This window comes from Dactylosporangium sp. NPDC051485, from assembly GCF_040682015.1.
Classification (GTDB): Bacteria; Actinomycetota; Actinomycetes; order Mycobacteriales; family Micromonosporaceae; genus Dactylosporangium.
Genome location: NZ_JBFAZW010000032.1, coordinates 38,157 through 49,471 on the forward strand (window position 1 = coordinate 38,157; position 11,315 = coordinate 49,471).

Below are 11,315 nucleotides of genomic sequence, written 5' to 3' on the forward strand. Positions count from 1 at the left end.
ATGCCGCCGGCCGCCATGAATCGCAGGATCAGGGCGGCGCCGGGGCTGGCACGATTTCGGCGGACGGCCCGGGGTCCGCGAACGACAACTCGACGCCGCCGGGCCCCAGCCCTGGCCGAGAGGCCTACGAGTGGGCGGGCACCGGGGCCGGCGAGGTCGCGGCCGGCAGGGTGAAGGTGAAGCGCGAGCCCCCGCCCGGGTTGTCCGCCGCCGCGATCGTCCCCCCGTGCCGCTCCACGATCCGCTTGCAGATGGCGAGCCCGAGGCCGGTCCCCGCGTACCCACTCGACCGGTGCGCCCGGTGGAAGTTGGTGAAGATGGCGTCGTGCTGCCCGGGCGGGATGCCGATGCCGTTGTCGGAGATCTCGACGCGCACCAGCCCGGAGTCGTCCACGCTGGACGCGATGGCGATGCGCGGCACCGTGCCCGGCGCCGTGTACTTCACCGCGTTGCCCACCAGGTTGTCCAGCAGCTGGCGCAGGAGGACCGGGTCGGCGCGCACCTCGTCGAGGCGGCCCAGGAGGAACTGCGGGGACGGCGCGCCGGCCGCGGCGGCCAGGTCGGCGCGGGCCGTGGTCACGTCGACGACGAGGTCGCGCAGGAGCAGGTCGACCGGGGCGATGGCGGCGTTGCGGGCCGTCGTGTAGGCCAGCAGGTCGTTGATGAGGTGCCGCATGCGGGCCGAGGCGCGGGTGATGCGGACCAGGCTGTCGCCGGCGTCGCGGGCCGCGGCGTCGTCCGGCGGCATGGTGGCCAGCGTGTCGGCCAGGTTCTCGGCCCAGCCGTCGATCGTGGTCAGCGGGTTGAGCAGGTCGTGGGCGACCACGCCGGCGAAGGAGGAGAGCTCGTCGCGATGCCGGCGCTCGGCGGTGACGTCGTGGAAGACCACCACGGCGCCGCCCTCGTCGGCGCCGTCGGCCGGCAGCCGGGTGGCGCTCACGCTGATGAAGCGGCCGTCGGGCACGCCGGCGTTGCGCACCAGCAGCTCCAGGTTGTGCACGTCCTCGCCCTGCAGCGCGCGGGTGTGGGCCATCTCCTCCTCCCGCAGCGGGGTGCCGTCGGGGTGGAAGAGGCCGTAGTAGCCGGGGTGCGCGATGGCCTGCGTGCGGCTGGTGACGCCGCCGAGGAGGGAGGCGGCGGCCGGGTTCCGCATGATCCAGCGGCCGTCGGGGCGGATCACCGACACGCCGTCGCTCATGGCGTTGACGATCGTGGTGAGCAGGCGGGCCTGGGTGGCGGCCTCGCGGCCGGCCGCGGCCAGGCGGGTCATCAGGTCGGCGCGCTCGTCGCGGCCCAGCGCGATGGACAGGCCGACGATCGCGAGCATGCCGAGGAAGCCCTGGGCCAGCAGGGCGCGCACCGGGTAGGAGGGCACGACGGCGAAGGGGCCGGTGCCATGCAGCGTGAAGAGCACCGCGGCGACGCCGAAGGCCAGGTCGTGCAGGACGACGAACGTGGTGTGCAGCCGCAGCGCGGCCCAGACGGTGAGCGCGAGGAGCGGAAAGACCAGGGGGAGGCGGGTGCCGCCGAAGGCGATCCAGTACGCCGCCGCCGAGCACGCGATGAGCGCCGCGTACTCGGCCAGGCGGGCCGCGCTCGCGCGCCGCGGCGAAAGGCCGGACGAACGGTGGTACCCCAGCCGGAACCCCACCGCCGAGATGATCAGGATGCTGACGGCGTTGCGCAGGAACCACACCAGCCCGTCGGACCACTCGAACTGGCCGGTGGTGGCCCAGATCGCGGTCGGGCCGACCAGGGCGCCGGCCGCCGACCCGGCCACGGTCGCGGCCATGAGCCGCCACAGGTCGGCCGAGCGGGACAGCGGCTCGGCGCCACCCGCGCCCCACAGGTGCGGGCCGAGCCGGGTCAGCGCCCGCATGAACACGGCGACCTGGACCAGGTTGGCCACCGTGAACCAGGCGGTCAGCATCGCGGAGGCGCCGGTGGCCAGGTCGACGGCGACGGTGGCGGCGGCCAGCGCGAGCGGGTCGAGCCAGCGCAGCGGGGAGCGGCGCTGGGTGGCGAACCAGATGGCGGCGACCCCGGCGGCCGGCCAGACCAGGCTCAGGTTGCTGCCGTCCATGATGGTCCGGCGACCGGCGATGGTCGCCAGGACGTACAGCAGCGCCCAGACGCCGGTCCGCAGCAGCGACGCCGACATCAGGCCGCCTGCAGCGCCTTCGCCAGCCCGGCCCGCAGGGTCTCGGCGGTGAACGGCTTGCGCACGTAGAGCGCGCCGGTCGCGCGGGCCCGGGCCAGCACCTCGCCGTCCCACAGCACGGTGAGGAACACGGCCGGCAGGTCGGCCCGGTGCCGGCGCAGCCGCTCGAGCAGCTCGATGCCGTCCATGCCGGGCAGGTCCACGTCGAGGATGGCCGCCTCGGGCAGGCCGTGCCGGGCCACCGCGGCCAGGGCGGCGGCGCCGTGCTCGGCGGCGAGCACGTCGTGCCCGTCGGTGCGCAGGCGCTTGACGATCAGGTCACGCACGTCCTGCTCGTCGTCCACCACCAGCAACCGGGCCATGCGGCACCTCCCGCCCTCCCATCGGCAGGCGGGCGGTGCGACTGACGGGTTTCGGCCCCCGGTCAGCCCTTGCCGGGGATGATGCCCTGCAGGTGGCGGCCGTTGACGGCGGAGCGGCGGCCGGCGTCGGCCTCCGTCTTCCAGCTGCGCACGTAGTTGGAGGCGGTCAGCCGCTCCACGTCGTCGAGGTCGAGCAGGTCGCCGACCATGTTGGTCAGCTCGACGACATCGCGGCGGTCGTTCACCGGGACGGTGTCGGACAGGATTTGATGCACCTGGTTGCGCAGCGACCCGTCCCGGGCCATCTGGGACGGGGTGAGGGTCGGCTCCTCGGCGATGTCGACGACCTGGCTGGCCTCGTGGATCACCGGCGCGCTGCGGCCGCGCGCGCGCCGCGGCGGCTGCGTGGCCGGCAGGATGCCCTCGAGCTCGCCGCGCAGCCCGCCCAGCGGCGAGGGTGCCTCGGCGGTGGGCTCGGCCGTGGCCCGGACGACGGCCTCGCGGGCGGCGCGCCGCTCCTCCTCCTCGCGCTCCTCGTGCACGGCCTTCGCCTCTTCGACGGTCGGCAGCGCGCGCTGCTCCTCGGTGTCGATGACCAAGGGCTCGGGTTCCACGGCGGCGACGGGGCCCGGCTGGCCGCCCGTCGCGGGCCCCCGGGGCCGGGCCAGGCCGGCGGGGTAGTGCGCGGTAACCACGTCGTAGTCGGCCCCGTCGGCCAGCCGCAGCGCGATCTCGTCGAGGTCGTAGACGGCCACGGCGATGTCGGCCGTGGTCGGGTCGACGGCGGCGCGGATCTTGCGGTGCAGCACCTTGGCGATCGCCCTGGTCCGCTGCTCCTTGCGCTTCTCCGCCTTGGCCGCCGCGATCGAGCTGTAGAGGCCGAGCTTCTGGTCGGCCTTGGCGAGGTTCTTGGCCCGCAGGGTCATCCACGGGTGGCGCAGCCAGTGGCCGACCACCTCGTAGGCCGGCGTGGTGGGGGGCAGGTCGCCCTTGGCCCGCAGCCGGTCGCGCCGCTGGTTCTCGGTGTGCATCAGCCAGACCAGGTACCCCAGCGCCGACATCCCGGCGAAGAAGCCCGCGAGCAGCTTGTTGTCGTGCGCCATCCAGTTGAAGGCGACGGCGAACCCCGCGATGGCGGCGGACAGCACCCGGGAGGCGACCGCGCGCTCGCCGAGCCGGCGCCGCACGTCGGCGTTGGCCAGCACGACAATGCCGCCGACCTCCAGCGCGCCGACGGCCGGGATGGCCCAGATCAGCGGGATGCCGAGCGCCTCGACCGCGCCGGAGACCTGGCCGGCCATCGCGGTGAGCAGCACGACGACGTAGAAGAGCTGTCGCATGTGGGAGGTGCGCCGGATCGTCTTCTGCAGATCCGCGTCGAACTCGTTGATGCCCGGTGTGGTCACCGGTTTCTCCCGTCGTCGTGCGGCGCAGGCACCGGCTGCGGCGCCACCTGGGGCAACGGATAGCCCCGGGCCGCGAGGAACTCGGCCAGCGCCAGGTCCACGGAGCTCTGCACCGTGGTGTTGTGGTCGACGACGAACCGCTGCAGGGTCTGCTCGATCTCCACCCGGACCCGGGTGTTGAGCTGTACCCGCTCGAACCGCGGCCGCTGCGGCGGCATCGCCACCGTCTTGTCTGTCGATTCCAACGCCACTCCCGCTAGCCGTTTGCTAGCGCGCACGCTAGCAAAGTCAGCGTCGATGGCCGAATCCGACACGCCGGACACGTGTTCGAATCCGAACGAAGGCGACGGTCGGTAGTCACCCATGAGCGTTCTTCGCCCTGTGCCCGGACCCGACGAGCCAATACACTCACCGCATGCGAAGCCGGGCACGCACGTTCGTGATTGCCTTGCTCGTCCTGATCGGCGCCTGGGCCGGCCCCGCGGCCGCCGCGCCGGGCGACCCGACCACCCCGCCGGACGAGGGCGCGGCCAACCTCACGCTGGGCGACAAGCTCGACGCGGCCAACACCGGCTGGCTCAACGCGCAGGCGGCGCTGGATGCGTCCAAGCAGCGCCAGGCCGACCTGGTCAACCAGATGGCGAACCTCCAGGCCGAGCTGGAGCCGGTGCGGGCCAGCGTGAACGTGATCGCGGCGGCGGCCTACCGCACCGGCGGCAAGATCCGGCTCAGCGCCGCGCTGGTCGACACCGACTCGCCGGACGCGTTCATGGACCGCGTGGTGCTGGTCAACGAGATCGCGCTGTACAACGACCGGGTCATCGGCCGGCTGACCAAGCTCGAGGCGGACCTCGCGGGCGCCAAGAAGGCGATCGACGAGGAGGTCGCCCAGCAGCAGGCCCAGGCCAACATCCAGGCCAAGAAGAAGGCCGACGCGGAGGCCGCCCTGGCCAAGATGCGCGGCAGGGCCGACGGTTACGTGAGCGTCAACTCACCGCTGGCCACGCCGGCCCCGCGCAACGCCGATGGCAGCTGGCCGGCGGAAAACTGCATCATCGATGACCCGACCACGAAGGGCTGCATCACCCCGCGGCTGCTGCACGCGGCCCAGGAGGCCCGCAAGAACGGGTTCACCCACTTCTACTCGTGCTTCCGCCCCTCGGGGCCTTATGAGCATCCCAAGGGGCGGGCGTGCGACTTCGCGGCCGCCTCAGACGGGTTCGGGGGCGTCGCGACCGGCAACGACAAGACGTACGGCGCCAACCTGGCCGCGTTCTTCGTCAAGAACGCGTCGTCGCTCGGCGTGCTGTACGTGATCTGGTTCCGCCAGGTGTGGACCCCGGCGGCCGGCTGGCACGCCTATAGCGGCGGCAACGGCGACCCGTCCAGCGACCACACCAACCACGTGCACCTGTCGGTGATCTAGGGCCTCACGCCCGCCGCAGCGACCAGCCGAACGGGTCCTCGGCCAGCCCACGCTGGATGCCCACGATCGCGTCGCGGATCGACGACGTCACCGGGCCCTCGGCCGCGCCCCCGATGAGGAACTCGCCGTCGCGGGTGCGGGCGGTGCCGATCGAGGTGATGACCACGCCGGTGCCGCAGGCGAAGGTCTCGCGCAGCGTGCCGCTGGTGGCGTCCGCGCGCCACTCCTCCAGCGAGTACGGCCGCTCCTCGACGCCCCAGCCCCGGTGGCGGGCGAGCGTCAGCACCGAGTCGCGGGTCACGCCCGGCAGGATCGAGCCGTTGAGCGGCGGGGTGAGCAGCAGCGGGGCGCCGTCGCGCTCGTACACGAAGAACAGGTTCATGCTGCCCGACTCCTCGATCCAGCGGTGCTCCACCGCGTCGAGGAAGACCACCTGGTCGCAGCCGGCCTCCTGGGCCTGGGCCTGCGCGCGCAGGCTGACCGCGTAGTTGGCGGCCGCCTTCACCGCGCCGGTGCCGCCCGGGGCCGCGCGCGAGTAGTCCTGCGACACCCACACCGTGACCGGCTTGGCGCCGCCGGCGAAGTAGGAGCCCGAGGGCGAGGCGATGACCGCGAAGAGGTACTCCAAGGAAGGCCGGACCCCCAGGAACGGATCCGTGGCGATCATGAACGGCCGCAGGTACAGGCTCTGCCCCTCGCCCGCCGGCACCCACTCCCGGTCGGCCTCGACCAGGGTCCACACCGCGCGCAGGAACAGCTCCTCGGGCAGCTGGGGCATGGCCAGCCGCTCGGCGGTCGTGTTCAGCCGGCGGGCGTTGGCCTCGGGGCGGAAGAGCCCGATGCCGCCGTCGGGCAGCGCGTACGCCTTCAGCCCCTCGAAGATCTCCTGGCTGTAGTGCAGCGCGGCCGTGGCCGGCGACAGCGAGAGCGGCCCGAAGGGCTCCAGGCGGGCGTCGTACCACCCCTTGCCCTCGGCGTAACGGATGGTGACCATGTGGTCGGTAAAGACGCGGCCGAACCCGGGGTCGGCGAGCAGCGCGGCGCGCTCCTCGGCCGGGCGGCGTTCGGCGGGAACGGTGTCGAATTCGAGCATTCAGGAACTGTAAGCGGAGCCTGAACGATCCCTAAGCACCTTCCCGCCGACTGGGCGGTAACAAGGCGTGACTGCTATTTGCCCGAAATGCCGGAACACTCGCGCCTCGGGTCAGAACAGCCCGGCCGGCGGGGTGGGCGAGGCCACCGCGGTCGCGTCCGTGACGACCGCGGCGCCGGCGATCAGCCTGGTCAGGTCCTCGCCGGAGACCAGCCGGGCCGGGAACGGATCCGCTGCGCCCGCCCGGGCCAGCGGCGCCTGCGGGATGCGCCCGGCCGCCTGGGACGCCACCAGGATCACATTGCCGAACCGCCGCCCGCGCAGCACCGAGGGCTCGGCCAGCAGCACCAGGTCGCCGTAGATCCGGCGCAGGGTGGCCGCCTGGCCGCGGGCGAAGGCCAGCCCCGAGCCGTCGGCCAGGTTGGCCACGTAGAGCCCGCCCGGGCGCAGCAGCCGGGCCGCCGCGGTCAGGAACTCCAGCGACGTCAGGTGGGCCGGCACCCGGGCGCCGGCGTAGACGTCCGCGACGACCAGGTCGAAGCGGCCCGGGGCGAGGGACTCCACGGCCTCGCGGGCGTCGGCCGCCCGCACCCGGATGTCGGCCCCGCGGGGCAGGGGCAGCTCCCGGCGCACGAAGTCGATGAGGGCCGCGTCGCGCTCGACCACCCGCTGGGACGAGCCGGTCCGGGTGGCCGCCACGTACCGCGGCATGGTGAGCGCGCCCCCGCCGAGGTGCAGCACCGACAGCGGGGCCCCGGGCGGCGCCATGGCGTCGAGCACCGAGGCGATGCGTCGCATGTACTCGAAGTCGAGCCGCCGCGGGTCCTCGACGTCCAGCGCGGACTGCGGGTAGCCGTCCAGCAGGAGGGTCCAGCGGCCGGGCCGCCCGTCGTCCGGGCGCAGCTCGGCCACCCCGCCGTCGACCTGCGCGACCGTGCCGCTTACCCGTTTGCGCCCACCCACGCCCGCAATCTTGCCCGTCCTGCCCACCCGGACCCGGCGCCGGGCAATCGAAACTACGATGCGTATACAGATCAACTACCCAGGTGGAGTTGTCCGTTCTCGCCTTTAGGACGACGATTCTGTCGAACTTTCTGCTCATTGTCCGGACCCGAAAGACCGGAGGCGCGATGCAAGTACCCGCCGCATTCGAATACGCGAAAGCCACGAGCGTCGGCCAGACCCTGCAGCTGCTCGAGCAGTGGGGTGAGGACGCCCGCGTGATCGCCGGCGGCCACAGCCTCATTCCGATGATGAAGCTGCGCCTGGCCCGCCCGACGGCGCTCATCGACATCAACGACGTTGCCGAGTTGGCCTATATCCGGGTCGAGGGCGACCAGCTGCGCATCGGCGCGCTCACCCGGCACGCCGAGCTGCTCGCCTCGCCGCTCGTCGAGGAGCACTACCGGATCTTCGCCGACGCCGAACGCGTCATCGCCGACCCGCTGGTGCGCAACCGCGGTACCGTCGGCGGCTCGTTGTGCCAGGCGGATCCGGCCGAGGACCTCTCCGCCGCGTTCGCCGCGGTGGGCGCCTCGGCGGTGATCCAGGGTGCGCGGGGGTCGCGCACCGTGCCGCTGACCGAGTTCCACGTCGGGCCGTACGAGACTGTCGTCGAGCCCGGCGAGCTGCTCACCGAGATCCGGGTGCCGATCCGGCCGGGCGGCGGCTCGGCGTACCACAAGGTCGAGCGCCGCGTCGGCGACTGGGCGGTCGCGGCCGCCGGGGCCGCCGTCTGGCTGGACGGCGACGCCGTGAAGGCGGCCGGCATCGGCCTGGCCGCGGTCGGGGCCGAGCACTTCCGGGCGGCCGAGGCGGAGGCGTTCCTCGTGGGCAAGCCGGCCACGCAGGAGACGTTCGCCGAGGCGGGGCGGATCGCCGCCGAGCACACCAACCCGGTCGCGGACCAGCGCGGGCCGGTCGACTACAAGCGGCACCTCGCCGGCGAGCTGACCGTGCGTGCGCTGCGCACCGCGGCCGCCCGCGCGCGAGGGCAGGAGGCGTAGACCATGCAGATCACCGTGACGGTGAACGGCGAGCAGTACACCCGCGACGTGGAGCCCCGGCTGTTGCTGGTGCACTTCCTGCGCAACGAGCTTGGCCTCACCGGTACGCACTGGGGCTGCGACACGTCCAACTGCGGCGTGTGTACCGTCTCGCTCGACGGGGTCCCCGTGAAGTCCTGCACCGTGCTGGCGGTCATGGCCGACGGCAAGACGGTCGGCACCGTCGAGGGCCTCGAGGGCCCGGACGGCCTCGACCCGGTCCAGCAGGGCTTCGTGCAGTGCCACGGCCTGCAGTGCGGCTTCTGCACGCCGGGCATGATGATCACCGCCCGCGCGCTGCTGAACGAGAACCCCGACCCGTCCGAGCAGCAGATCCGCGAGGCCATCTCCGGCCAGCTCTGCCGCTGCACCGGATACGAGAACATCATCCGGTCCGTTCGCTGGGCGGCCGAGCACCAGGCACCGGCAAAGGAAGGTGCGGACGCGTGACCGTCACCGAGAACCCCACGCCCATGGGCTTCGGGCGGATGCACCGCAAGGAGGACGCGCGGTTCGTCCGGGGCAAGGGCAACTACGTCGACGACATCCAGCTGCCCGGCATGCTGCACGGCTCCTTCCTGCGCAGCCCCTACGCGCACGCGAAGATCGTCTCGATCGACACCAGCGCCGCCGAGGCACTGCCCGGCGTCAAGGCGGTCATCACCGGCGCGACGCTCGAGTCGCTGAAGCTGGCCTGGATGCCGACCCTGTCGTACGACACCCAGGCGGTGCTCGCGACCGACAAGGTGCGCTTCCAGAACCAGGAAGTCGCGTTCGTGGTGGCCGAGAACCACTACATCGCGCGCGACGCCCTGGAGCTCATCGAGGTCGACTACGAGCCGCTGCCGGTCGTCGCCGACGCCAAGCAGGCCCTCGCCGAAGGCGCCCCGGTCATCCGGGACGACAAGGAGGGCAAGACCGACAACCACATCTTCGACTGGTCGGCCGGGGACAAGGAGCAGACCGACCGGGTCTTCGCCGAGTCCGAGGTCGTGGTCGCCGAGGACATCCTGTACCCCCGGGTGCACCCGTCCCCGCTGGAGACGTGCGGCGCGGTCGCCGACTTCGACAAGGTCAGCGGGAAGCTCACCATCTACTCGACGACCCAGGCGCCGCACGCCCACCGCACGGTGTACGCGCTGGTGGCCGGGCTGCCCGAGCACAAGATCCGGGTCGTCTCCCCCGACATCGGCGGCGGCTTCGGCGGCAAGGTCGGCATCTACCCCGGCTACGTGCTGGCGATCGTCGGCTCGATCGTCACGGGCAAGCCGGTCAAGTGGATGGAGGACCGCAACGAGCACCTGACCGCGACCGCGTTCGCCCGCGACTACCACATGCGCGGCGAGATCGCGGCGACGAAGGACGGCAAGATCAAGGCCCTGCGGGTCAAGGTCCTCGCCGATCACGGTGCCTTCAACGGTACTGCCCAGCCCACCAAGTTCCCGGCGGGCTTCTTCCACATCTTCACCGGCTCCTACGACCTGGAGGCGGCCTCCTGCGACGTCACCGGCGTCTACACCAACAAGGCGCCGGGCGGCGTGGCGTACGCCTGCTCGTTCCGCATCACCGAGGCCGTGTACCTCGTCGAGCGGATGATCGACGTGCTGGCCTACGAGCTGAAGATGGACCCGGCCGAGCTGCGGATGAAGAACCTGCTCAAGCCGGAGCAGTTCCCCTACACCACGCCCACCGGCTGGGAGTACGACTCGGGCGACTACCCGAAGGCGCTGCGCCTGGCCATGGACATGGTCGGGTACGACAAGCTGCGCCAGGAGCAGGCCGAGAAGCGCGAGCGCGGCGAGTACATGGGCATCGGCATCAGCTTCTTCACCGAGGGCGTCGGCGCGGGCCCGCGCAAGCACATGGACATCCTCGGGCTGGGCATGGCCGACGGTGCCGAGCTGCGCGTGCACCCGACCGGCAAGGCCGTGCTGCGGCTGTCGGTGCAGACCCAGGGCCAGGGCCACGAGACGACGTTCGCCCAGATCGTCGCCGAGGAGCTCGGCATCTCCCCGGACGACATCGAGGTCGTGCACGGCGACACCGACCAGACGCCGTTCGGCCTGGGCACCTACGGCTCGCGCTCCACCCCGGTCTCCGGGGCGGCCACCGCGATCGTGGCCCGCAAGGTGCGCGACCGGGCCCGGATCGTGGCCTCGGCGATGCTCGAGGTCTCCCCGGACGACCTGGACTGGGAGAAGGGCCGCTTCTTCGTCAAGGGCGACCCGGACCAGGGCAAGACCATCCAGGAGATCGCGATGGCCGCGCACTCCAGCCTCGAGCTGCCCGAGGGCGTCGAGGGCCACCTGGACGCGACCACCGTCTACAACCCGCCGAACCTCACCTACCCGTTCGGCGCGTACATCTGCGTCGTCGACGTCGACCCGGCCACCGGCCAGGTCAAGGTGCGCCGGTTCATCGCGGTCGACGACTGCGGCGTGCGGATCAACCCGATGATCGTCGAGGGCCAGGTGCACGGCGGCCTCGCCGACGGCATCGGCATGGCGCTCATGCAGCTCATGGCGTTCGACGAGGACGGCAACCACCTCGGCGCCTCGCTCATGGACTACCTGCTGCCGACGGCGCTGGAGTGCCCCTCGTGGGAGCTCGGCGAGACCGTCACCCCGTCGCCGCACCACCCGATCGGCGCCAAGGGCGTCGGCGAGTCCGCCACCGTCGGCTCCCCGGCCGCGGTGGTCAACGCCGTCCTCGACGCGATCAAGCCCTTCGGGGTCCGGCACGCGGACATGCCCCTCACCCCGTCGAACGTCTGGCGGGCCGTGCAGGGCAACCCGATCCGCACCGACCTCGCGATCAGCTAA

10 protein-coding genes are annotated in these 11,315 nt (G+C 72.3%); 4 read left to right on the forward strand and 6 right to left on the reverse strand.

Annotated features, from left to right (window positions below; genetic code table 11):
* Positions 1–124 precede the first annotated feature (124 nt).
* From AB0M46_RS19920 to AB0M46_RS19935, 4 genes are all read right to left on the reverse strand, one after another.
* Complete coding sequence (locus AB0M46_RS19920) at positions 125–2,161, reverse strand: ATP-binding protein (protein WP_363337923.1); 2,037 nt, start codon at positions 2,159–2,161, stop codon at positions 125–127.
* Entirely contained in the window at positions 2,161–2,523 is a 363-nt protein-coding gene (locus AB0M46_RS19925) for a response regulator (protein ID WP_363337925.1), read from the reverse strand. The genes AB0M46_RS19920 and AB0M46_RS19925 overlap by 1 nt, the downstream gene beginning before the upstream one ends.
* Before the next feature lie 62 nt (positions 2,524–2,585).
* Positions 2,586–3,929 carry a hypothetical protein gene (locus AB0M46_RS19930; protein WP_363337927.1) on the reverse strand — a complete coding sequence of 448 codons (1,344 nt, stop codon included), beginning with the start codon at positions 3,927–3,929 and terminating at the stop codon, positions 2,586–2,588.
* Positions 3,926–4,174 carry a hypothetical protein gene (locus tag AB0M46_RS19935; RefSeq protein ID WP_363337929.1) on the reverse strand — a complete coding sequence of 83 codons (249 nt, stop codon included), beginning with the start codon at positions 4,172–4,174 and terminating at the stop codon, positions 3,926–3,928. The genes AB0M46_RS19930 and AB0M46_RS19935 overlap by 4 nt, the downstream gene beginning before the upstream one ends.
* Positions 4,175–4,344: 170 nt before the next feature.
* On the opposite strand from AB0M46_RS19935, the gene AB0M46_RS19940 reads away from it, so the two are divergent.
* A complete protein-coding gene (locus AB0M46_RS19940) occupies positions 4,345–5,355 on the forward strand; it encodes a hypothetical protein (RefSeq protein ID WP_363337931.1) in 1,011 nt (336 codons plus the stop codon).
* Positions 5,356–5,359: 4 nt separating this feature from the next.
* On the opposite strand, the gene AB0M46_RS19945 is transcribed toward AB0M46_RS19940, so the two are convergent.
* The gene (locus tag AB0M46_RS19945) at positions 5,360–6,448 is read right to left on the reverse strand and encodes a branched-chain amino acid aminotransferase (protein ID WP_363337933.1); all 1,089 of its coding nucleotides are present in this window, start codon (positions 6,446–6,448) and stop codon (positions 5,360–5,362) included.
* A gap of 111 nt (positions 6,449–6,559) precedes the next feature.
* Positions 6,560–7,411: a fused MFS/spermidine synthase gene (locus AB0M46_RS19950; RefSeq protein WP_363337935.1), complete on the reverse strand. Its 852-nt coding sequence runs from the start codon at positions 7,409–7,411 to the stop codon at positions 6,560–6,562.
* 167 nt (positions 7,412–7,578) lie between these two features.
* On the opposite strand from AB0M46_RS19950, the gene AB0M46_RS19955 reads away from it, so the two are divergent.
* From AB0M46_RS19955 to AB0M46_RS19965, 3 genes are read left to right on the forward strand one after another with little or no spacing between them, the layout of a single operon-like run.
* A complete protein-coding gene (locus AB0M46_RS19955; protein WP_363337937.1) occupies positions 7,579–8,454 on the forward strand; it encodes a xanthine dehydrogenase family protein subunit M in 876 nt (291 codons plus the stop codon).
* A 3-nt stretch (positions 8,455–8,457) separates the two neighbouring features.
* Positions 8,458–8,943, forward strand: a complete 486-nt coding sequence (locus AB0M46_RS19960) for a (2Fe-2S)-binding protein (protein WP_363337939.1) — start codon at positions 8,458–8,460, stop codon at positions 8,941–8,943.
* A complete protein-coding gene (locus AB0M46_RS19965) occupies positions 8,940–11,315 on the forward strand; it encodes an aerobic carbon-monoxide dehydrogenase large subunit (RefSeq protein ID WP_363337941.1) in 2,376 nt (791 codons plus the stop codon). The genes AB0M46_RS19960 and AB0M46_RS19965 overlap by 4 nt, the downstream gene beginning before the upstream one ends.

Bases quoted from the DNA above. Each gene is read 5' to 3' on its own strand.
- AB0M46_RS19920 (WP_363337923.1), bottom strand. From the start codon at position 2,161: ATGTCGGCGTCGCTGCTGCGGACCGGCGTCTGGGCGCTGCTGTACGTC.
- AB0M46_RS19925 (WP_363337925.1), bottom strand. From the start codon at position 2,523: ATGGCCCGGTTGCTGGTGGTGGACGACGAGCAGGACGTGCGTGACCTG.
- AB0M46_RS19940 (WP_363337931.1), top strand. From the start codon at position 4,345: ATGCGAAGCCGGGCACGCACGTTCGTGATTGCCTTGCTCGTCCTGATC.
- AB0M46_RS19945 (WP_363337933.1), bottom strand. From the start codon at position 6,448: ATGCTCGAATTCGACACCGTTCCCGCCGAACGCCGCCCGGCCGAGGAG.
- AB0M46_RS19955 (WP_363337937.1), top strand. From the start codon at position 7,579: ATGCAAGTACCCGCCGCATTCGAATACGCGAAAGCCACGAGCGTCGGC.
- AB0M46_RS19960 (WP_363337939.1), top strand. From the start codon at position 8,458: ATGCAGATCACCGTGACGGTGAACGGCGAGCAGTACACCCGCGACGTG.